Source organism: Capnocytophaga sp. oral taxon 326 str. F0382, assembly GCF_000318295.1.
GTDB classification, from domain to species: Bacteria; Bacteroidota; Bacteroidia; order Flavobacteriales; family Flavobacteriaceae; genus Capnocytophaga; species Capnocytophaga periodontitidis.
This window is the reverse complement of the sequence record NZ_KB291359.1, coordinates 22,691-45,611: the sequence shown is the minus strand read 5'-3', so window position 1 is coordinate 45,611 and position 22,921 is coordinate 22,691. Positions and strand designations below refer to the sequence as shown.

General features: G+C 39.3%; 20 protein-coding genes and 1 pseudogene. 8 read left to right on the top strand and 13 right to left on the bottom strand.

All coding sequences use genetic code 11. The features are described 5' to 3' along the window. From HMPREF9073_RS00795 to HMPREF9073_RS00775, 5 genes are all read left to right on the top strand, one after another. Window positions 1–275, top strand: a 275-nt coding sequence (locus HMPREF9073_RS00795; protein ID WP_009412071.1) for a hypothetical protein, incomplete at its 5' end; no start/stop codon positions are given. A gap of 7 nt (window positions 276–282) precedes the next feature. Further along, on the top strand, window positions 283–600 hold the full coding sequence (locus HMPREF9073_RS00790) for a hypothetical protein (RefSeq protein ID WP_009412070.1): 318 nt from the start codon (window positions 283–285) through the stop codon (window positions 598–600). A gap of 76 nt (window positions 601–676) precedes the next feature. Continuing rightward, window positions 677–913, top strand: a complete 237-nt coding sequence (locus HMPREF9073_RS00785) for a hypothetical protein (protein ID WP_009412069.1) — start codon at window positions 677–679, stop codon at window positions 911–913. A gap of 479 nt (window positions 914–1,392) precedes the next feature. Next, window positions 1,393–2,688 (top strand): MFS transporter, encoded by a 1,296-nt coding sequence (locus HMPREF9073_RS00780; protein ID WP_009412067.1) that lies wholly within the window; start codon window positions 1,393–1,395, stop codon window positions 2,686–2,688. Between the two features lie 89 nt (window positions 2,689–2,777). Beyond that, a complete protein-coding gene (locus HMPREF9073_RS00775) occupies window positions 2,778–3,335 on the top strand; it encodes an RNA polymerase sigma-70 factor (RefSeq protein ID WP_157453468.1) in 558 nt (185 codons plus the stop codon). Between the two features lie 84 nt (window positions 3,336–3,419). Here HMPREF9073_RS00775 and HMPREF9073_RS00770 read toward each other — a convergent pair whose 3' ends face one another. The 12 genes and pseudogenes from HMPREF9073_RS00770 to HMPREF9073_RS00715 form a co-directional block, all read right to left on the bottom strand. Further along, window positions 3,420–4,721 carry an MFS transporter gene (locus HMPREF9073_RS00770; RefSeq protein WP_009412065.1) on the bottom strand — a complete coding sequence of 434 codons (1,302 nt, stop codon included), beginning with the start codon at window positions 4,719–4,721 and terminating at the stop codon, window positions 3,420–3,422. Next, window positions 4,718–5,611 (bottom strand): glycerophosphodiester phosphodiesterase family protein, encoded by an 894-nt coding sequence (locus tag HMPREF9073_RS00765; protein ID WP_034555019.1) that lies wholly within the window; start codon window positions 5,609–5,611, stop codon window positions 4,718–4,720. The genes HMPREF9073_RS00770 and HMPREF9073_RS00765 overlap by 4 nt, the downstream gene beginning before the upstream one ends. An 11-nt stretch (window positions 5,612–5,622) precedes the next feature. After that, window positions 5,623–6,990: a RagB/SusD family nutrient uptake outer membrane protein gene (locus HMPREF9073_RS00760; RefSeq protein WP_009412063.1), complete on the bottom strand. Its 1,368-nt coding sequence runs from the start codon at window positions 6,988–6,990 to the stop codon at window positions 5,623–5,625. Window positions 6,991–6,994: 4 nt separating this feature from the next. Further along, a complete protein-coding gene (locus tag HMPREF9073_RS00755) occupies window positions 6,995–10,525 on the bottom strand; it encodes a TonB-dependent receptor (protein WP_009412062.1) in 3,531 nt (1,176 codons plus the stop codon). Between the two features lie 209 nt (window positions 10,526–10,734). Then, window positions 10,735–11,712 (bottom strand): FecR family protein, encoded by a 978-nt coding sequence (locus tag HMPREF9073_RS00750; protein WP_157453467.1) that lies wholly within the window; start codon window positions 11,710–11,712, stop codon window positions 10,735–10,737. Between the two features lie 59 nt (window positions 11,713–11,771). Beyond that, the gene (locus HMPREF9073_RS00745; RefSeq protein WP_009412059.1) at window positions 11,772–12,932 is read right to left on the bottom strand and encodes a 5-(carboxyamino)imidazole ribonucleotide synthase; all 1,161 of its coding nucleotides are present in this window, start codon (window positions 12,930–12,932) and stop codon (window positions 11,772–11,774) included. A 7-nt stretch (window positions 12,933–12,939) separates the two neighbouring features. Beyond that, window positions 12,940–14,049, bottom strand: coding sequence for a hypothetical protein (locus HMPREF9073_RS00740; protein WP_009412058.1), 1,110 nt, complete (start codon window positions 14,047–14,049; stop codon window positions 12,940–12,942). Further along, on the bottom strand, window positions 14,036–15,145 hold the full coding sequence (locus tag HMPREF9073_RS00735) for a DNA adenine methylase (protein WP_009412057.1): 1,110 nt from the start codon (window positions 15,143–15,145) through the stop codon (window positions 14,036–14,038). The genes HMPREF9073_RS00740 and HMPREF9073_RS00735 overlap by 14 nt, the downstream gene beginning before the upstream one ends. A gap of 18 nt (window positions 15,146–15,163) precedes the next feature. Next, window positions 15,164–16,210, bottom strand: a complete 1,047-nt coding sequence (locus HMPREF9073_RS00730; protein WP_009412056.1) for an endonuclease/exonuclease/phosphatase family protein — start codon at window positions 16,208–16,210, stop codon at window positions 15,164–15,166. 55 nt (window positions 16,211–16,265) lie between these two features. Beyond that, window positions 16,266–18,909 (bottom strand): annotated as a pseudogene (locus HMPREF9073_RS00725) (transglycosylase domain-containing protein). A 22-nt stretch (window positions 18,910–18,931) separates the two neighbouring features. Then, window positions 18,932–19,489: a GNAT family N-acetyltransferase gene (locus HMPREF9073_RS00720; protein WP_009412053.1), complete on the bottom strand. Its 558-nt coding sequence runs from the start codon at window positions 19,487–19,489 to the stop codon at window positions 18,932–18,934. Further along, on the bottom strand, window positions 19,476–19,655 hold the full coding sequence (locus HMPREF9073_RS00715; protein WP_009412052.1) for a hypothetical protein: 180 nt from the start codon (window positions 19,653–19,655) through the stop codon (window positions 19,476–19,478). The genes HMPREF9073_RS00720 and HMPREF9073_RS00715 overlap by 14 nt, the downstream gene beginning before the upstream one ends. Window positions 19,656–19,843: 188 nt before the next feature. Between HMPREF9073_RS00715 and HMPREF9073_RS00710 the strand changes: the two genes are divergently transcribed. From HMPREF9073_RS00710 to HMPREF9073_RS00700, 3 genes are read left to right on the top strand one after another with little or no spacing between them, the layout of a single operon-like run. Further along, complete coding sequence (locus HMPREF9073_RS00710) at window positions 19,844–20,230, top strand: hypothetical protein (protein ID WP_009412051.1); 387 nt, start codon at window positions 19,844–19,846, stop codon at window positions 20,228–20,230. A gap of 17 nt (window positions 20,231–20,247) precedes the next feature. Then, on the top strand, window positions 20,248–20,781 hold the full coding sequence (locus HMPREF9073_RS00705; protein WP_009412050.1) for a DnaJ domain-containing protein: 534 nt from the start codon (window positions 20,248–20,250) through the stop codon (window positions 20,779–20,781). Between the two features lie 10 nt (window positions 20,782–20,791). After that, window positions 20,792–21,757 carry a hypothetical protein gene (locus HMPREF9073_RS00700; protein WP_009412049.1) on the top strand — a complete coding sequence of 322 codons (966 nt, stop codon included), beginning with the start codon at window positions 20,792–20,794 and terminating at the stop codon, window positions 21,755–21,757. Window positions 21,758–22,216: 459 nt separating this feature from the next. On the opposite strand, the gene HMPREF9073_RS00695 is transcribed toward HMPREF9073_RS00700, so the two are convergent. Further along, a partial coding sequence (locus tag HMPREF9073_RS00695; protein WP_009412047.1) for a lipocalin family protein occupies window positions 22,217–22,921 on the bottom strand: 705 nt, incomplete at its 5' end.

The following is a 22,921-nucleotide window of genomic DNA, read 5'->3' as shown; positions in this document are numbered from 1 at the left end:
ATACTTTTATAAAAACAGATTTTTTAAAACATCCTTTCTCCTACAACATTGAAATGGACTTTGAAAATGAAAAAGAAAGGCATCTTAGCGATTTCAAACAAGAAAGTCTATATATAAAAGATAGTATTCTAAACAAGAATGAAAATCTAAAAAGAATAGTTTTTAATGTAGAAATTACCAAACAAATAGGTAGCAGAAGCAGTGCTGTTACTTTTAATAGTTTTACATATCTATATGATAAACAAAAAGATAGTTTGATTTTCTCACCCGAATAAATAAAGAATGAAAAAATCTAATAAGTATTTAAGTATTCTGTTCTTATCTTGTACAATCATAGCTCCTTTTTTACTTTGGATAAATTATTTTGCTTATCCCAATAGAATAGAAGCTACTGCTATAGGAGAACTCATAAGTTGGATTATTTATAGTGTTTTTCTGCTTTTTCCTTTTTTCTTTATCTATCAAATGGTTTTAAAGACAACTAAAAAATTAGAAAAAGAACATTTTGAACTCACTATTTACACACTTGTTGTATGGATTGCCGCAGTTTCTTTTTATGCTTGGCTATTTTATATTATAAACTCACATATTACAAAATAGAACTAAATTTTGCCAATAAATTTATGCGTTTATGTACTATAATTTGAGTAATATTACAAAATAACATCAGTGAGGAATGATAAAGAAAATATTTTTAATACTTATCCTTTGTGGAATAGCTTTTTTCATATATGTAATATCAACCTTTGATGAAGGTTATTTAAAAAATAGGATAAAAGCCATAGAAGCTGAAAAAGCTAATAATTGTCTTACTCGTTTAGGAATTGTAGTAACCACAGAAAAACAACCTATTGACAGTGTTACTTTCTTTGATTATAACAATGAAATCATCACTCGTACAGATAGCGTTTGATTTTTCAAAATAACAAGAGAAAAAGAGGTGTTTATTCACGCTATTATCTTAAAGAAGAAAGATTATATTACAGATACCATTTATTACTATAATAAAGAAATAAATGAATGGGATTCTGTATATAGAGGATATAATGACACTATTGTTTTAAAAAGAGAGAAGAAATGAAAAAATTATGGAATTTCATTGAAAAATAATGTTATACTTTTTAAAATTATTGCTAACATACATTTGCGCTCTATTTTCTCCTACCCCTTGATTCCTAATACCTAACACTTACTTCTTTTAAAAAATCATAAATAAACCTTAAAAAAGTCTTCGTTTTTGTTGCGTTTTAATTTTGGTTTATTTACTTTTGCCGTCAAAATAAGGCATCAGGTGTCAGGTGTCAGACATCAGGTAATAGGTGACAAGTGGAGTATTACCATTCTTACCTCTTATCTCTTTTTAACTAATTAAAAAATAAATAATTTAAAATAATGGAAAACCAAAATCAACAAAACAAAAGTTACGTATTGCCTATTGCAATGATGTTCGCTTTATTCTTTATGATATCATTCGTAACAGGCTTGCAAAACCCTTTTGGGGTTATTGTGAAAAACCAATTTATGGCGAGCAACCTCGAATCTCAATTGGGGAACTTAGCCAACTTCATCGCTTATGCCTTTATGGGTATACCAGCAGGAAAAATGTTACAACGCATTGGTTATAAAAAAACAGCTTTAACTGCTATTGTGGTAGGTTTTACTGGAGTGTGCGTTACTTTCCTTTCAGGTATTGCAGGTAGTTTTGCCGTATACCTCACAGGGGCTTTTATTTCGGGGTTCTCTATGTGTATGCTCAATGTGGTAGTAAACCCAATGCTCAACACTCTTGGTGGTGGCGGTAAACGCGGAAACCAACTCTTGCAGTTTGGAGGGGCTATCAACTCTATTGGGGCAACCATTGTACCTGTATTGGTAGGTTACCTCATTGGTACTATTAGCGCTGGCACTTCAATTGCCGATGCTAACCCTGCACTCTTCTTAGCAATGGGTATTTTTGCTTTAGCATTTATCGTACTTTTCTCTATGCAAATACCCGAACCTCACGCAGCTCAAGCCAATGTAGCTACTGTAAAAGACGCTCACAGCCCTATGTCGTTCCGCCACTTTATATTAGGAGCGATTGCTATTTTCCTCTATGTAGGTATTGAAGTAGGGATTCCTAATATTGCCAATTTATTTATGACCGGTAGTAATGAAGCCAATGGTTTAGGTATTGATACTACTACAGCAGGTTCGGTGGTAGGTACTTACTGGTTTTTGATGTTTATAGGTCGTTTGACAGGAGGTTCATTAGGAGCTAAATTCTCAAGTAAAGGGATGCTTACTTTTGTATCTTCTTTAGGTATCCTTTTTGTAATCTTAGCTATAGTAATCCCTGATACACAAGTAGTAAATATGCCTGTGTTCAAATCGGATATATCTTTTGGTTTAGCCGAAGTGCCAATGAGCATAATGTTCCTTGTACTTTGTGGTTTGTGTACTTCAGTAATGTGGGGAGGTATCTTCAACCTCGCTACCGAAGGATTAGGTAAATACACTGCTGCTGCTTCAGGTATCTTTATGGCGATGGTATGTGGTGGTGGTATCTTGCCAGCTATCCAAGGAGCTGTAGCCGATGTAGTAGGTTATATGCAAAGTTACTGGGTAATAGTAATTGCTCTTGCTTACTTATTGTTCTACGCACTTGTAGGTAGCAAAAACGTAAATACCGATATCAAAGTAGACTAACGAAAATGATTGTACTATAATTAAAAAAAACGCCCAAAAGCACCTTAATGGTCTTTGGGCAGTTTTGTTTTTTTAACAACCTCCTACCAATGAACGATTTCGCTACATATTACGCCTCTTTGCACCAGCGCATACAACAAGGAGATAACACTGCCTTTCAAAAGCTTTTTGATAGTTTGTGGAAACCTCTGTACGTATGGGCACAATCGGTGGTGATGGACGAAGATATAGCTAAAGATATCGTTCAAGAGGTATGGATTGACTATTGGAAACGCTGCAAAAAAATACAAAACCTTGCTATTGAAGCCTATTTGCGACAAGCTGTCCGCTATAAGGTGTACAACTATTTACGCGACCGCAAGTTCAACACAGTGCAAATAGAGGTTATACAAGAACTCCTCACCGATGAACTCACTGTTGACGAACCTATAGCCCTACAAGAAAATCTCACCGCTACCGAGGGTAAACTTCACCGTGTACTCAAATCCTTGCCCAAGCGATGTCGTGAAATCTTCAGTTTGAGTCGAGAGGAAGGAATGAGCAACAGTGATATCGCTACGCATTATGGCATCTCCAAACGCACAGTAGAAAACCAAATTACTTTTGCCCTCAAAAAACTGAGAGAGGTGCTGGGCGCGTTTTTTTAGTGAGATAATTTACCAATAAGTATAAAAAACACTGACTTTTTGAGGTCAGTGTTTTTTCTTTATAAAGTAATGAAGGATAAAAGATTATGTTTTCTTCCAAGTGAGTAATGCAAAGAACATTGAAAGCACTGCTGCTGACACCCAAAATATAGATATAGCACTAAAATCGTAAGTAGTTACACCATTTAGTACAGTTTTATTTCCTTCTATTAGGTAACCACTAGCAATATCTTGAATACCTGCTGCTAAATAGCTCATTATTCCCACTACGCCTAAAGCAGCTCCTGATGCTTGTTTAGAAGCAATATCGGTAGCCATCAGTCCTCCTAAGAAACAAATGAGAGCTCCTATCGCCAAACCGAAAATTACCATACTGAGTACATCGATGAACCAGCTTTGAGGAGCAAAGAGCATTAGTGAGAGGGCGGTAATATTCATCAGTCCAAAGATAAGTGCGGGTTTGTTGCGATGACCTCCAAACCACTTGTCGGACACAAAACCTGAAGAAGCTGTGCCTAAAATACCACATATTGCATTGATAGAAACCAAGAGGTTTGCCTCTGTAAGACTATAGTGCTTGGCAGCTTGAAAATAGTAGGGTCCCCAGCTGGTAACCGCATAGCGCGAGATATACATAAAAGCACTAGAAAAGGCTAATAGCCATACATAAGGATTTTTTATTACCCCTAATTGTTCGCCCCATACACTTTTCTTTTCTTGAGCGACTTGTTCATTTACAGGAGGTAGCCCGATGCTCTCGGGGCTATCGTGAAAGAAAAAGTACAAAATTGCTACTCCTATAAAGCCTACTATAGCAGCTGTGAGAAACCCCCAACGCCACCCACAATATGAGGCTACTACGGCAGTGAGGATATAGGTAAGCGCTTCTCCTATATTGTGACTCGTACTCCAAAAGCCGTAAAAACTGCCTCGTTCACTACTCTTATACCAACGCGAAAGTCCCACAACACAGCACGCTGCCCCAATAGATTGTACCCATCCATTTATTCCCCAACAGATGATGAAAAACAAATAGGCATTGGTAAACCCCATCACAAGGTTAGCTAAAGCTGAAATGAGTAGTCCTGCACTCATAAAACGCTTGATATTGCTATGGTCAGCTAAAAAACCGTTTAGTAGTTTGCCAAAAGCATAGGAAAAGAACAAAGCTGAACCTATAATTCCTAATTGCGATTCACTGAGAAAACCACTATCAGCGATTGGTTTTTTGACTACATTGAGACTTAATCTACACACATAGTAAAAACCATAGCCAAAGGTTGCTGAGAAAAAGATGTACCAACGCAGTTTTTGGTAGCGTTTAGATTGCTCCTCAGCTGTGCCTTGCAGTGGCTGAGGAGCACTTTTTTTGAAGTAATTTATCATTGTTTGTAATGTAATTTCTTAGATTTGAGAAAAGCGACGAGTTCTTTAATTCTATCAGTTTGAATAATATTTACTTTTTTTTCAATAAACCACTGATAAACGTTAGGATCTTCTAAGAATTTATCGTCGCTATGGCCTCCACTGAGTTCGTCCCAAAGTGAATTGACCCATACGCGATACCCTTTTTTGCGCAACGGGCTGAAGTCAATCAAATGTTCTTCAGTTTCTCCTAAAGTAAACTCAAAGCCGTAAACGGGGTAATGGTCTTCAAAGCCTTTAATCATATCCCAACCCTGTCCTTTTTCTAATCGAATGATAGGCATATAGCAAATTTTGTCCTTGATATTGCCATATTTTTCATTGAACTGTTCGTAGGTTGCTTCACCTTTGTAGAGCACTTGGTCTTCCATTGCGTATTTTTTGACTAACGGATAAACGAGATCAAAGTACTTGAAACCCTTGTCCAAGTTTAAGAATACTTTTCCTTTGGCGGTTTGTAAAGCTTCTTCAAGAGTAGGTATGCGCATCTTGGTAGGACATCCGTGACCGTTTTTTAAATATAGTTTTTTAATTTCGGCAAGGGTGTAGTCAATAGGGCTTCCTTTTCCGTTTGTAGTGCGGTCTAAGGTGCGGTCGTGTAGTAAGATAAGTACGCTGTCTTTGGTCATAGCTAAATCTATTTCTACCATATTTGCCCCAGCCTCGTAGGCTTTTTTAATAGCCCAAATAGAATTTTCGGGAGCTTCACGCCAATCGCCACGATGAGCAACGACCATCACTTTGTCTTGAGGAAAATTCTTGAGAGACAAATTTTTTTTGTTTTGTGCATTTGCCGAAAAAACAATGCATAATAGCATACTGAGTAAAGATAATGTAAATCTGTTTTTCATTTTAAAAAATTTTAATTATATCCTTGGTTTTGCCAACCAGTTTTGTTGTTTACGTTTTCAATTTCTACTGAAGGGATGGGGTACAGTTGTCGATAGGTAGGTACGCTGGGGTAAACAGTGCTAAACTGTTCTGTGCGTATGAGGTCGAACCAGCGGTCGCATTCTAAAGCGAGTTCTAATCGACGTTGCAAGTACACTTCTGTACGGAAAGCTTCTTTAGTAGGGAAATCGGATAAGGTTTTAGTAGCGATATTAGCATTGCTGCGTACGGCGTTTAGGGCATCTAAAGCAGCTTGAGTAGGAACTGAAGAGAGTTCGTTAGCAACTTCAGCATAGAGTAACATTACTTCGGCACAGCGAATAATAGGAAAGTCGCTGCTGGTTTCGTTACCAATACGGTCAGCATTAAATTTACCAGGGCGATTGCCATTAGAGGTAGGAGCTACTAAGTTTTTTCGATTATCACCACTTTCAAATAACGACTGAGGAAGTGCTATTACATTGCTGCTATCTTGATTGCGATAGCGATTGTTTTGGTGTACGGATTCACCTACTCCTCCTTTGAGGTATTGTACAGCAAAAAGCACGTCCTTACTAGTTTTAAGATTGTTAGGAAAAGTTTCGTTTGAGGGTACTAAACCGATAACACTTCCTGCATTGATAGCAGTAACTAAGGGGGTAAGTTCTGTTAAGGCGGCACTGTATTGTTTTTGATATAGATACACTTTAGCTAAAAGAGCTTGAGCCGCATAAGCGGTAGCACGTCCGCGCTCGGCATCAGCCCAACGGGTAGGCAGTTGTTTTGCTTTTTGCAAATCACTGATGATAAGACTATACACATCGCTAATAGAGTTGCGTTGGTTGTTACGTGCTTCTTCTACGGTTTGTACTTTGGTGATAATAGGTACTTCTCCCCACAAACGCACTAAGTTGAAATAGGCTAAAGCGCGTAAAAAGGAGGCTTGACCTACAATGTTTGTACGTTCAACAGTAGTCATTGTTATTTTATCAACATTTTCCAAGATAGTATTGCTTCGTGCAATCACTTGATAGAGCGAAAGCCAAGTGGCTTTAAAATTTCCGTTAGCGGGGGTGTCGGCAAAAGTTTCTATTTCATAGTTTACGCCTCCTGCAGCACCTGAATTTTCATCACTCACATTGTCAGCGCGTACCTCCATTAAAGTAAGAAAACGCCCTGAATATTGGTCTTTAGATTGCAATTCGTCATAGACACCTATAACAGCTCCCTCAAAATCTTTTACTTCTTTAAAAGCAGTTTTTTCAGTAGGTTTTGAAATAGGCTCGCGATCTATAAATTTGTTACAAGAAGTAGCTGAACATAAAGCTACTAATCCAAATAATATATAGGTTAGTTTCATCGTGTTAGAATTTTAAGTTTAAACCAAGAGTGAAGGTACGAGCCAAGGGATATACGCCGTAATCCTCACCACTGGTAGTAGCATCGGTACGGTTAGATACTTCGGGGTTGTAACCTTCGTAATTTGTAAAAGTATACAAGTTTTGAATGCTGCAATATAGGCGTACATTACTAAAATACTTACTGATGTTTTTAGGTAGATTGTAGCCCAAAGTAATGTTTTTGATACGCAAATATGATCCATCTTCTACGTGCCAAGTGCTGGTTACTCCATTTTGACCTTTGCTTACACGATTGGCGCGCACATTCATCCCACTACCTGGATTACTTTCTGATTTCCAACGGTTGAGAGCTCCGCGATAGTTGTTCATATTTCCTTCGTGATTGTAGAAATAACGGCGGGAGAGGTTGAGAATTTGGTTGCCATATACACCTTGAAAATCTACTTTGAAGTCGAAGTTTTCGTAACTGATGCCTGTACCAAAAGCATAAGTGAATTTAGGGAGATAGTTACCCACGATGGCACGGTCGGTATCTAAGATATCTAAGCGTCCATCACCATTCACATCCTTAAATTTGAAGTCACCTGGTCGAGAGGTTTGGTAATCGTAGTTGTTGGGAGTGTCAATATAGTGTAAAGAAGCATCTACTTCGGCTTGGTTTTTAAATACGCCTTCCACTACAGGCAAGTAATAAGAACCGATAGACTCTCCTACACGAGTGATAAAATAAGCGTTAGCAATCGAACCTGAAGAAATGATATCAGCATTGCCTGGCCCCAATTCTTTCACTGTATTGATATTCTTAGAATAGTTGAAATAAGGCTCGAAGTTCCATTTGCCCCAATTGATATTGCTGGAGAGATTGATTTCTATTCCTTTATTGTTTACTTTACCGATATTTTCTAATCGGGTAGCGAAACCTGTAGTACGTGGGATAGGTACATTCAACAACAAATCGTAAGTGTTACTATTATATAAGTCGAGACCGAGATTGAGGAGTCCTTTCCAAAGAGAAGCATCAAAACCTACGTTCAATTGAGCGGTTTTTTCCCATTGCAAATTAGGATTAGGTAATGCACTGGCTCCCATCCCTTTTACTACTGCTGGTGAAGAACCTCCTAATACATAGCTGTAGTAGCTAAATTCGCCTTGAGCTCCGTAGTTAGGAATACGGAAGTTACCTGTAAGCCCATAGCTGGCACGGAGCTTTAGGTCGGTAAGGAATTTTACGTTTTGCATAAAGTCTTCACCTGTAACGCGCCAACCTGCTGAAAGTGATGGAAAGTAGCCCCATTTGTTGTTGTTCCCAAAACGAGAAGCTCCATCGGCACGGAGAGCAGCTGAAAGCATATATTTGCTTTTGTAAGAATATTGTAAGCGTGCTAAAGCAGAGAGTAGTGCCCATTCTGAAGCCTGAGAGTTCCCTCGTGTTACAGTACCAGCATTGAGGGTTTGAATACTATTAGAGATAAACCCATTAGCAAACATATAATTGCTCTCATCGCGTTGGTATTGCATTGTCCAACCTCCTAAAGCATTGAGGTGATGTTCGCCAAAATTTTTGTTGTAGTTCAAGGTTTGTTCAAATACCCAATTATAGCGCTGAGAGGTTTGAGAAGTCGCTTCAGCTTCTGAAGGCGGATTACCTGCCGTATTAGAAAGTGGAATAGTAGAGGGTTTGAAAGTGCTTTGAGCATCGGAGAAAATATCAAAGCCAAAGTCCATTTTGTAGGATAAACCTTTTAGAAACTCAGCCTCAGCATATACTTTACCAAGCAAGCGATTTGCTTTTGTTTGGTTTGAAGTAAGGCGCGCTAAGGCAACAGGATTCCACGCTTGAGTTTGTGAATTACCTATTCGTTTTACGCCATTTACCATTGTAGTAGTGCTGGCACTCCATTCGTTTTGAGCAAAACTAAAGGTTCCATCGGGGTTGTATACAGGAAAGATAGGTGCGTAGTGCAAAGCTGAGGCAATCACCCCTCCACCATTTTCGTTGTAGGCGCCATTTGCATTTACTTTATCTTCTTTTACAAACGAAGGATTGAGAGAAGCTCCAAATTTAAAAATTCCTGTTTTGCCATCTAAATTCAGGCGTAAGCCTATACGTTCAAAGTTGGTACCTATCACTATACCGTCTTGGTTGAGGTAATCTAAAGAGGAATAGTACTTTAGGTTAGGAGTTCCTCCTGAAATTGAAACAGAGTGGTTGGTCATTACTGCTGTACGGAAAATTTCGTCTTGCCAATCGGTATCGGTGAGCCCTTGTACGCCTTGTAAATAAGGTTGTAGCTCTATAGGGATAATAGTGTTATAGTCGTTGTTAGTATTTTTAAGACGAGTGGCGTTATCGTCGGCTGATGAAAAGCTAATAGGCGCTTGGCTACGTGCTGCACGGCGTTTATTGATAGATTCCATACGGTCTGCATACGAATTGTTACGTGCGTCTTTTACTAAATCGGCATATTCGTAGGCATTAAGAAGGTCAATTTTTTTAGAGACGTTTTGAATAGAGAGGTAAGTATTGTAAGAGAAGGAAGGTTTGCCTTCTGCACCTTTTTTAGTTGTGATTAGCACCACCCCATTACTACCACGAGAACCGTAAATAGCTGCTGAAGAGGCATCTTTGAGTACTTGAATTGACTCAATATCGTTATTGTTGAAAGTGTTGAGGTCTTCTTTAGCTAAAGGCACTCCATCTACTACATAGAGAGGGGCAGTTCCGGCGGTAATGGTGCCTACCCCGCGTACACGTACTTGCAAGTTAGCCCCAGGAGCCCCTGTGTTCTGGGCGATATGTACCCCAGGCATCTTTCCTACCATTGCTTCGGCTACCGAGCTAACCGCTTTGTCTTCCAAATCTTTTGCTTTTACACTGGCAATGGCGGTGGTTACATCACCGCGTTTTTGTACACCATAACCCACTACTACTACTTCGTCTAACTCGGTAGTGTCTTCTTTGAGGACAACTTTAAATTGAGTGTTTTTACCGATAGTCACTTCTTGTGAATGATAGCCGATAGAAGAAAATACGAGGGTTTGAGCATCAGTAGGGACTTCTAAAGAGAAGTTGCCGTCAAAATCGGTAGCTACTCCTATGGAAGTGCCTTTCACTACTACACTTACTCCAGGAATAGGTATTCCTTTTTCATCTACCACCGTCCCTTTTATAGGTCGTCTATCGGCAGTTGCCTTTGGGGCGTTCACTTTCACCGAAATACTGTTGTGAATACACAGAAAGCTCACCCCGTATTCAGTAGCTAACTTTTGTAAGATACTGTCTACTGAATCGCTTTGATAACTAAAATCCACTCGTTTTTGTAGTGCTTTCAGTTCGTTGTTGTACACAAAGCTCAATTGTGTTTGAGCTTCAATTGATTTTAAAACATCTAATATAGATGCTTTTTTTAAATTTAGCTGAATTTTTGTGTTTTGAACCTCTTGGTGAGGGGTCGCATTCATCACTAAAGGACAACACAAGAAAGCCATAGCTAAAAGCCACTTTGTGGTTTGATTGCGAAATTTTACATTCATAAAAAATAGTTTATAAGGTTCTTATTTTGATAAAATTGTTAAAATGCTTTAGTGCTGATATTCAATGATATATTTTAATATTTGAACAGTAAAGCATTTCTATTTCTTTCCTTTTTCACTTATAAATACCAAAAAAGTAGCAATACACACATAAAAAATAAAAAAACTGCCTTCTCGGGCAGTTTTTTAAGAATAGGGAGTAAGGAACCTTAGTAGCTGCTTCTTGTGCTACAAGTTCCTTTGAGTACTAAATGTTGGCTATCGATATATTCGTAGCTGAGTTCTGAATGGATAAAGATGAGTTGTTTGAGAACTACATTTAAGTCTTCTTTTACAAAAGTACCCGATAAATGGCAGTGTTCAGCGTTTTCTACCTCTAAGCGTATTTGCACACCGTAGAATTTTTCAATTTTTTGTACCACAGTGGGTAAGGAGCTTTCACGGAAGCGCAAAATACCCTCTTTCCAGTCGGTGAAGTCGTTGGTTGCGACGTTTTGCACTTGCATTTGTTGAGTTGTTTTTTGGAAGACAGCTTGTTGTGAGGGGAGTAGTTCGCATTGTTGTGCCCCTGCTTGCACCCTTACTTTGCCGGTAACAAGGGTTACTCTTGCCTCATTTTGTGAAGGAAAAGCCTCAATGTTGAAGCTGGTGCCTAATACTTCGGTGGTGAGTTTTTCAGTTTTTACAATAAAAGGTTTTTGTGGATTATGAGTAACCTCAAAGAAAGCTTCACCGTCCAATTGTACTTCGCGTTTCTCAGTTGTAAAAGCTGAAGGATAACGCAAACTGCTGCCGCTGTTGAGGGTAACAGTAGATCCGTCGGGCAGGGTGAGGGTTAAGGTTTTACCTTTAGTAGCCGATGCACTGAGCCACTGGGTTGGGGTGCTCATCGCTGTAGGGTTAGGTGAGGAGAAGAACCAGCTCCAACTGGCAATACCTATTATCAGCAATAATACTGCCGCCGCTGCCACCGACCATCGGTAGTAGAAGGGTTGCGGGGAGAGCTTTTTAGTGATTCGCTGGGAAAGCTCACTATGCACAGTATCGGCAGAAGTGTGGGCAAAAACTTCAGAGGCATTTTTTACTAAAAGCTCATTTTCAAAGTCTTTTAGTATTTTGTTTTCATCTGTTGAGGTGTTGCCCTGTAGGAATTTGCGGATGATATTTCTGAAAGTATAGGGTTTCATATTTTTTTCTTTTTCAGTTATAAATACCAAAAAGGGGAGGGGACACACATAAAAAGGGGTTAGGGGATAGAGATTACTTTTATTGTTTGTTTTACTTTTTCAGCGATGGCACGGGCTTTTTCAATGTCTCTATTTACGATGGTTACGTGTCCCATTTTTCTAAACGGACGGGTTTGGCGTTTGCCGTAGATATGAGGGGTTACGCCTTCCATTGCTAATATTTGCTCTATATTTTCGTATATCACATCGCCTTGGTAGCCTTCAGCCCCTACGAGGTTTACCATTACACCTGCTACTTTGCTATCGGTGTTGCCTAACGGAAGATCTAAAATGGCGCGCAAATGTTGTTCAAATTGGTTGGTGTAAGCTGCTTCTATGCTGTAATGCCCTGAGTTATGCGGGCGTGGAGCTACTTCGTTTACTAATACCTCGCCTTCAGCCGTTAGGAAAAGCTCTACGGCTAAAAGTCCTACTACCTGAAAGGCTTGGGCTACTTGTACGGCTATCGCACGTGCTTTTTGGGCGATTTCCTCACTGATACGCGCTGGACACAACACATATTCCACCTGATTGGCTTCGGGGTGAAACTCCATTTCTACCACGGGGTAAGTGGTTGTCTCACCGCTCACATTGCGGGCGACGATCACGGCTAATTCCTTAGCGAAAGGCACTAAATTTTCGGCGATACACTCTCCTTCGGGTAGAAGGGATAGGTCGGGTAATTGTCGTACGAGTTTCACGCCATTGCCATCGTAGCCAAAGCGCGCTGATTTCCACACGAAAGGCAGGGTTATTTGCTCGTTTGCTACTGCCTGCTGCAGATTTGTTAAACTCTCAAATCTGTGGAAAGGCGCTGTAGGGATATTGTGAGTGGTGTAGAATTGTTTTTGGGTAGCTTTGTTCTGTATCAACTCAATAGTTTGAGGGCTGGGATATACTTTTACCCCTTCGGATTGTAGTTTTTTAAGGGCATCGACATTCACATTTTCAATTTCGATAGTGAGTACATCTACCTCTTTTCCAAAACGATAGACGGTGTCAAAATCGGTGAGGGAGCCTTGTACAAAGGTATTGCAGGCAATGCGACAAGGCGCATCGGCAGAGGGGTCGAGCACCTTAGTGGTGATGTCGAACTTACGGGTTTCGGTGAGGAGCATCTTGCCGAGCTGTCCGCCACCAAGGATTCCTAAAGTAAAGTTTGATGAAAAATAGTGAGGCATAAAGAGTTTATTTTACGATAAAAATACAATCGGCTAAAGTGTTGTATTTTTCAGGGTTATTTTTATAGGTGAATTCTATTTTTAAAGAAAGTTGGTCTTTCTTACTAAAATTGTTTAAATACTGATGTATAACGGGTTGTAGTATATCAACATTCCGCTTTAACTTCCAAGAGCTCTCAAAATCATTGGTATCAACAAGAATTAGGAATAATCTGTTTTCAGCACCAAAGCGCATTTCGCCTTGGTTTTCATAAAGCCATTCTATGAGTGGTTTAGGGTTTTTCTGTGCTTCGGTTACAATACTCAAACGTTCTTGTTTTAGCTGATTTAATACAGCAGAAGAGATTGCATCGTTTCTATCTTTCAACTTTTCGGTGATTTCGTATTGTATGTTAGTTGTTTTATCTTTTTTATCAAAGAAAATACCTAATTCAGTAGCTTTGTTTTTCAAAAAAGTGAGTTCAGGAGGTAATCCTATTTCCTTTCTTCTTTGCTTCATATATTCATTTGGAAAGTAAGTGACTTTTAGGTCGAAAGGAATGTTGTTGATAAAGAAATCTACATTTTTTATTTGTCCAATAGTAGGTAGTACAGCAGGATGTTGTTTAAAGAAATTTTCTATTAAAATACTACTCCAATGGTTGTACCAGCTGCTCAAAACATAATTCTGTACAGTAGTATTGATTTCAGTATCAAATTTAGATAGTAGTTCTTCATACGAAGGTTGTTTTACCTTTACGTATTTGCTTATAAGGTATTTGTCTAATGAGTTCTGATAGTCGCCTCCCCATTGAAAATGGTTGAGTTTGTAAAGTTCAGAAATGAGTTGTTCTTGGTTGAAATGCTCAATTTGTTTGCGACTTATCTGTTTTATGAAGTTATCTAATATCAAATGAGATTGAGTGATATCTCGTTCTAACAAATTGAAGAGTTCTTCAAATTGCAGATTCATTGTTGTATGTTGTAACTTTATATGATTTGAAGAGAGAAACTCACAGAGTAATTCTTTGCGTAAAATAGATTTGATTTTAAGCCATAGCAAGGCGCTACTATTGGTATTGAACGCTGCTAATTGTTGCTTTTGTTGTAGTTCTTTCCAATGTTTAAAGTTGTTCATACGCTAGTAATTCTTTCTTAGGAACGGCAAAGCTAATACGCGCTTTTGGTTTGCATACAAAAAGGATTTCTTTACTACCTGCCAGACTGCCTTTTCCTCCTCTACCATTTTGGTAGGCTTTAGCTTCTACAGTTACATCTTTGTATTTAGAAATGAGAGCAGTGAGAATCTCTATAGATGGATAACTGCGGTCGTTGTAGCTGATGAGCCAGTGTGGAATATCTTTGCTATATTCAAAAAGGGTTTCGAATGAAGTGATAACATCTCTTTTCTTGTCAAAACCACTAAATCGTTGTGGTTCATATCGTTTGATGGTATTGATAAACTGCTTGTCTCTCCAATATTCAGTAAAAGTTTCGGGTAAGTGATAGAAACTTTGATAGTCGGCGTGGCTATCACAATAAGGAGGGTCGAAATATACTATATCTATTTGATCTAACAAGGGCAGCAGGTCTAAAATATTTTTTTGGTAACTTTTGTTCGTTGCTTGATTGTTGAAAACAGCCTTATTGTATTTAGGTAAAAGTTCTTCGAAAATATCTCTAATAGGGCGTACTAAACTCCTATTGCGCTTGATACGTTCAGGATTGTTAGCATAGTTTAGGGCTTGTGTATGAGCAAAGTGCCCCATTGTTATCTTTCGTGTCATACTTCGGTTGAGTACTGTAAAAGCAAGAGCTTGCTTGTATGGAGAGGATAACAAAGGGATGTTAGCTCTAAAATTGTCTAAGAAAAAGGCTTCACTTTCTTCAAAAAAAATACCTGTATAAAGGTCGGATATAAGGGTGTATTCACTTTTTTGAGGAGATTCTGAAAATAATAAAGAAATATCATCGGGAGTAAGCGTGTCACTACTATTTTCAATTAGGGCTAATCCTATTTGGTGGTTGAAGTTCAAAAAATCGTTTGTAATTACTTGTAACTGCATTTGTTTGAACAAGTAAGCAACTGATTGAGAGCCTGCAAAAGCATCAAGAGCTATACGCACACCATTGGGGATAAAGTTCTTTATCCACGCTAAATGGGTGTGTTTAGCTCCTAAATATTGAGGTTCAGGAAATTGGTAGTTGAAATACTTATACTCGTCGAATAGCATTTTTATATATTGAAAACTTTATTTCAATTCTCTAATCAAATACATATACACGGGGAAGTGGTCGGAATAGCCCCAAGTGTAGTTGCCATTGCTCATACTGCGGAAAGGATAGCCTTTGTAGCGCCCTTTGGGGTTTGCCAAATAAGGACGATTGAAGATGCCTGTTTTCCAATAGCGATAACTGCTTTTGTCTTCTTTGAGCAAGTCGTAGGTGAAATAGAATTGGTCGAAAAGATTCCAACCGTCTTGATAGGCAAGAGTACCCATTCCCTTTTTGAGCATTGCTTCCATAGGGTTGAACAGCTCCCCTGGTTTTACATCTTCTTTTTTGTCTTTTGTTTTGAGTACATTTTTAAAGCCAGAATTGATAGGGTCGTCGTTGAAGTCGCCCATCGCAATAACTTTGGCATTAGGGTCTTTTTTGAGTAGAGAATCGATGATTTGCTTGTTCAGAGCGGCTGCTTTTTCACGACTGGGGCGGCTTTTGGCTTCTCCTCCTAAACGTGAGGGCCAGTGGTTTACGATAAAGTGTATCATTTCGCCGTCTAACTCACCGCTTACAAGCAGTTGGTCGCGGGTGTAGAGGGGTTTGCCGTCGTCTTTAGTGAGGTGTAGGGGGTGTGCGAAAGAAGAAACGGGCTTGAACACGCCTTTTTTGTAGATGAGAGCTACATCTACCCCACGCGCATCGGGGGAATCGTAATGCACGATGCCATAGTTGTAACGTTTGAGATACTCGGTATTGATAAGGTCTTGCACTACTGCCTCATTTTCTATTTCGGCAAGTCCTACTACATCGGGGGCGTGGTGGGTTACATCGTTACCGATTTCGGAAATGACTTTAGCAATTTTCTGCACGTGGTCGTTATAGACTTTAGAAGTCCAGCGGTCGGCGCCCTCAGGGGTGCGATCGTCGTCGAATTTATTAGGGTCGTTGATGGTGTCGAACAAGTTCTCCACGTTGTAAAAAGCAATCGTTCTCACACTAAATTTTTTTTGTTGAGCCTCGGCATTGAGTACCGCTAAAAGTACAAGCGATACCGTTAAAGTTACAATTCTTTTCATTTATAATTTGTTTTTTTAGGTGTTTAGTTTTGGGCTTAATCAGCAAATTAGCAAATTATCTAAAAATTCTCCCGAAAAATCCTTTCTTTTTAGGATTGTCTTCTTCTTGTTGTTGGGTGGAGGAGGCGGTGTTTTTGGCTGCTGCCGAAGGGTTTACTACATCGTCTATAGAAATTTCTTCCTCACCATTGTCTATTTCGTTTAATTTGCCTTTGCGCTCGTAGATGCGGTAATGCACTTCGCCTGCTCTAATCGTATCTTTTACAGCATTGCTATTGCTGAGGAGACGGTCGAGGAAACCTTCTCTCACCACGGGTTCACAATTGGTTATCTCCTCGCGTATCTCGTCGGGGACGGAGAAGGTAGCGCGGGTGATTGTGTTGAACTGCTTGTTGCGGTTGAGTTGCGATACAAAGAGGGCAGCAATAGGCAGTGCTGAGTTAGCTCCTTGCCCCAAATAGGTAGCGCGGAAGCCTATCTGCTGGTCGTTACCTACCCAAACAATCATCACTAAGTTAGGCAAGAGTCCTGCAAACCAACCGTCTTTATTGTCTTGGGTTGTACCTGTTTTACCAGCGAGGTCGTTGGTAAGTCCGTATTGTCCGCGCATTCTGGCGGCTGTTCCTTCATTCACGGTAGCGCGCATCAATTGGATCATCTGTTGGGCAGTGGTTTGGCTGATAGCAGCGGCTTCTTTTTTAGGTTTGTGTTGCCAGATGATTTTTCCTTTTTTGTCGGTGATTTTTTCTATAAAATACGGTTGTGAGGGTACGCCATTATTGACAAAGGTAGTATAGGCTTTAGCCATTTCAATTACTGATAATTCGGCTGAACCTAAGGCGATAGAGGGCACTTGTGGCAACGCTGTTTGGATACCCATTGCGCGGGCTTTCCTGATGACATTGTTGAGTCCTGCATAGAAGAGCGTTTGCACAGCGATGGTGTTCAGTGATTCTTTAAGCGCCTTGCCTACAGAGTAGTAAGTATAAGGGTCGTCGTCGGTTTTAGAGGCGTTGCGCGGAGTCCAGAATTTTTCATCGGCGTAGGTGAGGGCGCGTGGTGAGAAGTGAGTGCATACGGGCATTCCTACCTCTAAGGCAGTAGCATAGACAATAGGTTTAAAAATAGACCCAACTTGGCGTTTGCTTTGCAATATGTGATCGTACTTAAAGTGCTCAAAATCAACACCTCCTACATAACTTTTTACAGCTCCCGTCTGTGGATTCACACTCACAAAACCTGTGTTGAGCAAGCGGATATAAAACGACAAACTATCGAGAGTACTGTGTTTTTGCACTTCGTCCTGAGTGTAGAAACTCAAGTCCATAGGTTTTTTCTCGCTGAGTTTTTTCCAAATAGTTTCATCGTTGAGACCTTGGGCTTTTAGTTCTTTATAAGCGGGGAGTTTTTTAGCTTCTTGGAGTAGCCAGTCGTTATCGGTTTTCCAAGGAGGATTTTTGCCATAAGCAGTTTCAAAATCTTTTTGCAGGCGTTCTAAGTGTTTTTTCACGGCAGCCTCGGCGTATTGTTGCATAGTACGGTCGATAGTGGTGTAGATGCGCAACCCATCTTTATAGATATTATAGGGCGTACCGTCTTCTTTTTTAACGTCTTTCAACAATTCGGGGAGTTGCAAGCGTATTTGTTCGCGGAGGTAAGGAGCGAGACCTTCGTTTTCGATGTTGTTATAGCTAATTTTCAGGCTGTCTTGCTTGTGGACTTCAAAGTCTTTATCGGAGAGGAGTCCATTTTTTTTCATCTTAGCCAATACTACATTGCGGCGTTCTTCACTTCGCTTGGGCGAGGTACGCGGATTGTAGTTTTTATTAGCTTTGAGAGAGCCTACTAAGGGTAGCAGCCTCGTTGAGGGTGAGTTCTTTGGTGTGTTTGTTGAAAAATCGATGAGCAGCAGCCTCTATACCGTAAGTATTGTCGCTAAAAGGTACGGTATTGAGGTAGAGGGTGATGATTTCCTCTTTAGTATAGACTTTTTCAATACGGCTGGCGATAATCATCTCTTTGATTTTATGCACGGGCATTGAGAGTTTTCCGTAGCGCTCGCCACGCCCGAAAATGTTTTTAGCCAACTGCATCGTAAGGGTACTACCCCCTCCCGAAGAATCATCTTGCAAGAGCAGTGTTTTGAAAAATACCCTAAAGAGGCTTCGCATATCCACGCCACTGTGGCTGTAAAAACGCTCATCTTCGGTGGAGATCAGGGCATTTACCAAGTAAGGAGGAAAATCGGAATATTCAACTTTAGTGCGGTCAAAAATGTAGAATTTACCTAAGAATTCACCGTGGTCGTCGTAGATGAGGCTTGCTTCAGCTTGGCGGAGCTCCTTGAGTTCTTGTTCGGTAGGTAATTTGCCAAAAGCACCAAAATATACTAAAGAGAAGAGCAATAACAACATTGCTACCCCTGCTCCTACAGCAATACCTGCCCATTTGAGGTAGAATTTGTAGGTTCGGGGTTGTTTGCCTTCGCGCTTGCCGCTGAAGAGTTTATAAAATAAATAAGGAATGCCAATAAGCAGTAATACAAGGGCATACCAAGTGTATTTGAGGCAGTAACGCAGTAGTTTATATACCATAGAACCTAAAGCCAAAATCCCTTCCATCAGTAGAGAAAGGAGGGGAGCTATCAGGAGCAGCCCTTGGGTAATAAGTTTTTTGAATGATATATTTTTTATTTTCATATAGATATATGTGAACTACAGATTAGTTATTAATAAATGTAGTTATATCAAAGAACATTAATTGTGTGTGTTCATTTTCAATTTCTTTAGTAAGAAATTTAAAACCCATTTTTTGGTAGAAAGGAATGGCTTGATTATAAGCGTCGACAGTGATAAGTCTACAAGCCTGATTTTCATTAAACTTTAGGCAATTACTTATTATAGAAAACAATATCATTTTTCCTAATCCCTTTCCTTTACAACTTTTATCAATTCCTAAACGACCTATTTTTAAGGAAGGAATACTTTTTAGATGTCTTTTAGGATAAGGTAGTAGTCCCTTTCGAAATTTATTGTATTGACTTACAGAGGGGAACATTTTTTCCTTTAGTTGTAAGCTGTCATTTAGCAAACTATAGTATCCTAATGTACGTTCATTATTTTCTATAACAAAAGTAGTTGCTAATAGTTCTTTTTTATAAAGAATAGCTTCGTTAAATAAAAAATCGTTTAAATCGTCGTCTTCACAATCAAAAGGTTTGATGGTATGAGTTTCTGTAAGTAATAAAACTGATACTTCTTGAAAATTATCTATTTTCATAGTTGTTTGTTTTAAACAAAGCTCTAAATTTTTTAGCTTCTTCTTCTATTTTTTCACGAGTAATTCCTAACTTTTTTACATCATCTTTAAAAGAAGCTAATTTTTTGTAAAAATTAATTACATCTTGTCCTTCTAATACGGGAGTAGGTTTAATCTCTCTTGCCATTTTTATAAAAATAATTGTTCAACAATGCAAAAGTACAAATTAATTAATAATTACCAAGTAATGGAGAATAAAATTTGGGTGCAGAGAGAGATTAGCGAGAAAAAGTTTTTGATATAGGTTTTTTGTTATTTACTAAAAAATTTATACTTTTGCCGCTTCAGTAATAAAGGATTATAAAAATAAGTGTGATGATATACTATGTACTTCTTTCCTTAGGCGTGGTTGTGCTGCTTTATCTGCTTATTATGCAAGGAATTGCAAATCTTAAGCGCGAAAAAGCAAAAGATGAACTACGCGAAAAATGGCAAAATGCCCTTATCGACGAAAAACGAACTAAAGAGACCATTATGGAACTCATCAAAAAAACTTTTGGTGAGGCAACGGTTAGTAGTATTGAAAAAGGTATATACAAAGAAAGTATGCCCGATTATCTCGTGAAAATGGCTATCGGTCGCCCTGTGAGCGTCCAGCCCGTAGTGTTCCACGGCATCCCTACCGAACGCTGGTTCTACAAATCTGTCGTGCTTAGCTTTCAGAGCGGCCGACTTATAGGCTGGGAAACCAATGATAAATAACTCCAAATAACAGGACTATGACAGTAAAAGATTACTACCAAGTGCTGGGACTCACCCCTGAATCCCCTACTGAAGAAATACGCACCGCCTACCGCAAACTCGCTAAAGCTAATCACCCCGATAAACACAAGGGTGACCCTATTTACGTAGAAAAATTTAAAGACCTCCAAGAGGCCTACGATGTGCTCTCGGATAGCTATAAACGCAAAGAATACGACGATCAGCTGGCGCGCCAAAATAGCTATAACAAGAAAAATACTAAAAAAGAATCGAAAAAGGCGGATAAATCTTCTAACAACGCGTCAAAACCTTCACAACCTGATGAATTTTCACAGCCCGAGCAACCTTCACAACCTCGCCCTGAGGAAATTAAGGATATGCACACCTTGGTGGATATGTATTTCAAAAAACGAGATATCACCCTCCAAGCACGTAAACAATACGACAGTTTTCTCGCTTCTCCACGCAAAAAATATATCAATTGGGTAACATTTATAGCTCTGTTGCTCTTTATCGCAGGAGTTGTTGTGGCAATGATGTTCCTCAATTAACAATTAACAATTGACAATTAACATACACAACGAAACGGATTTTACGGCTACTGCCTTGGATACTTTTCGCTATCAATACGAAAATAACGAGGTATATTACCGCTTTTGTACCCTATTACAACGCACTCCCGAAAAAGTAACTGCCCTTGAGCATATCCCTTTTTTGCCTATTGAATGCTTCAAAACGCATAAAGTGTATTGTGGCAGTGCGCCTCACCAGCAAATCTTCACCAGCAGTGGCACTACAGGCGCACAAACTTCCCGACATTATGTGAAAGACCTCACTATTTACGAAGAGAGCTTTCGCAAAGGATTTGCATACTTCTATGGCGATATCCGCGATTATGTAGTATTAGCTCTCCTCCCCTCGTATTTAGAGCGTACGGGCTCATCGCTCATCACTATGGTAGCCGACCTTATTGAGCGCTCAGGTAGTGAGTATAGCGGTTTCTATCTCAATGAATACGACCGCTTAGCCGAGCGTTTGCAAACTCTCGATACTTCGGGCAAAAAAATACTCCTCATAGGGGTATCGTTTGCCTTACTCGACCTTGTTGAAAAGCATACTTTTTCCTTAAAAAATACCATTGTAATGGAAACTGGCGGAATGAAAGGTCGGCGTAAAGAACTCGTGCGAGAAGAGTTGCACGCTATGCTCTGCCAAGGCTTTGGGGTAGCAATGATTCACTCGGAATACGGAATGACCGAACTCCTTTCGCAAGCCTATTCTGCTGGTAAGGGGATTTATAAGTGTGTACCTTGGCTAAAAGTGCTTATACGCGATACCAATGATGCGCTGAGCTATCTGCCTACTGGCAAAACCGGCGGACTCAATATCATCGATTTGGCTAATAGAGAGTCGTGTAGTTTCATTGCTACTCAAGATTTAGGAAAGCTACACCCCGATGGTACTTTTGAAGTATTAGGGCGCTTCGACAACGCCGATATCAGAGGGTGTAATTTGCTCATTAGCTAATTTACCAATTTGCTAATTTGCTAATTATTTTTTATTTTTGCCGAAAATATAAGAATTATGGGCACAGTAAGATTACAAGCAACAGTACAAGAATTTGATATTCCATACTTAGAAAGGTTTTTAAAAGGTATTTTCAGCTACCGAAATCAACTTTGAAAAAGAAGAAGACGCCTTTGATATTCTTACTCCTGAAGACCTCAAAGCCATTGCACTCTCAAAAGAGCAAGGAAAACTCGGTATGGTTACAAGCAATGACGATGTTTTTAAAGAAACTCAATATTTTAGAAGTTCAAAACAACAACCCTTATTTTAACAGAAAAAATCCCTTGCAGTGCAAAACTGCAAGGGATTTTTTTTAAGTAAAGTAACTATTTTATTAATTGATTACTGTTTTTATCAGACAAGTCGGACGTGTCAGACCAGTCAGATTCCTAACACCTGATACCTGTCCCCTGACCCCTATTTTACTTTGGTAAAATAAAGGGTTACTAAGCCGTTTTGGGTTTGCTCGCTGTAGGAAAGTTTGGTGTTATTTTCTGAAAACACAAGTGCCAACTCCTCTTTGTTTTGAGGATCGGTAACATCGTAATATTTATTGCCTTCTTTTACCCACTCGTAGGTATTGATAGTTTTTTTGCATTGCCCGTTTTGCTCAGGAACATTAAGATATATTGTAAACCCTATGGAGCTACTCACTACAGCACCTTGCAAACATTCTCCTTCCTTTACTATCACTTCCGTTTTTCCTACGGTAGCTTTGGTCATTATCCAATATCCTACAAAAGGATCGAGGTAACTATAGTCTACCCCTTTTTTGCGAAGGATTTCTATTACTTCCTGTTGTTGATTATTTTTTAAATATATAAAAAGCTCTTTCCCTTTCATTTCGTATTTTATAGAGGTTTTAGCTCCTTTTCTTACGTTAGGCGAATCATTGGCAACCGTCATATTAAAAACGCCATTAGTAGCCGTATAATCGTAATATATAGGATAGTATTTACACTCAGAACCTTCTAAATAATAGTATTCGTGCTTTATTTTTTTATCCGAAATAGAATAATAAGTTTTTTCAGCACAATCGTTAGAACTTGTCCAGTTCCGTCCGTTTCCATCGGGACCATTAAAATTGCTGTAAAGATACCAATCGCCAGTGAGCGAAGTGCT

Excerpts from the sequence above, each read along its gene's own strand:
- HMPREF9073_RS00720 (WP_009412053.1), bottom strand. The coding sequence starts at position 19,489 with ATGAAAATAGATAATTTTCAAGAAGTATCAGTTTTATTACTTACAGAA.
- HMPREF9073_RS00760 (WP_009412063.1), bottom strand. The coding sequence starts at position 6,990 with ATGAAACTAACCTATATATTATTTGGATTAGTAGCTTTATGTTCAGCT.
- HMPREF9073_RS00790 (WP_009412070.1), top strand. The coding sequence starts at position 283 with ATGAAAAAATCTAATAAGTATTTAAGTATTCTGTTCTTATCTTGTACA.
- HMPREF9073_RS00745 (WP_009412059.1), bottom strand. The coding sequence starts at position 12,932 with ATGCCTCACTATTTTTCATCAAACTTTACTTTAGGAATCCTTGGTGGC.
- HMPREF9073_RS00770 (WP_009412065.1), bottom strand. The coding sequence starts at position 4,721 with ATGATAAATTACTTCAAAAAAAGTGCTCCTCAGCCACTGCAAGGCACA.
- HMPREF9073_RS00715 (WP_009412052.1), bottom strand. The coding sequence starts at position 19,655 with ATGGCAAGAGAGATTAAACCTACTCCCGTATTAGAAGGACAAGATGTA.
- HMPREF9073_RS00740 (WP_009412058.1), bottom strand. The coding sequence starts at position 14,049 with ATGAACAACTTTAAACATTGGAAAGAACTACAACAAAAGCAACAATTA.
- HMPREF9073_RS00730 (WP_009412056.1), bottom strand. The coding sequence starts at position 16,210 with ATGAAAAGAATTGTAACTTTAACGGTATCGCTTGTACTTTTAGCGGTA.
- HMPREF9073_RS00705 (WP_009412050.1), top strand. The coding sequence starts at position 20,248 with ATGACAGTAAAAGATTACTACCAAGTGCTGGGACTCACCCCTGAATCC.
- HMPREF9073_RS00755 (WP_009412062.1), bottom strand. The coding sequence starts at position 10,525 with ATGAATGTAAAATTTCGCAATCAAACCACAAAGTGGCTTTTAGCTATG.
- HMPREF9073_RS00780 (WP_009412067.1), top strand. The coding sequence starts at position 1,393 with ATGGAAAACCAAAATCAACAAAACAAAAGTTACGTATTGCCTATTGCA.
- HMPREF9073_RS00765 (WP_034555019.1), bottom strand. The coding sequence starts at position 5,611 with ATGAAAAACAGATTTACATTATCTTTACTCAGTATGCTATTATGCATT.
- HMPREF9073_RS00710 (WP_009412051.1), top strand. The coding sequence starts at position 19,844 with ATGATATACTATGTACTTCTTTCCTTAGGCGTGGTTGTGCTGCTTTAT.
- HMPREF9073_RS00775 (WP_157453468.1), top strand. The coding sequence starts at position 2,778 with ATGAACGATTTCGCTACATATTACGCCTCTTTGCACCAGCGCATACAA.
- HMPREF9073_RS00735 (WP_009412057.1), bottom strand. The coding sequence starts at position 15,145 with ATGCTATTCGACGAGTATAAGTATTTCAACTACCAATTTCCTGAACCT.
- HMPREF9073_RS00785 (WP_009412069.1), top strand. The coding sequence starts at position 677 with ATGATAAAGAAAATATTTTTAATACTTATCCTTTGTGGAATAGCTTTT.
- HMPREF9073_RS00750 (WP_157453467.1), bottom strand. The coding sequence starts at position 11,712 with ATGAAACCCTATACTTTCAGAAATATCATCCGCAAATTCCTACAGGGC.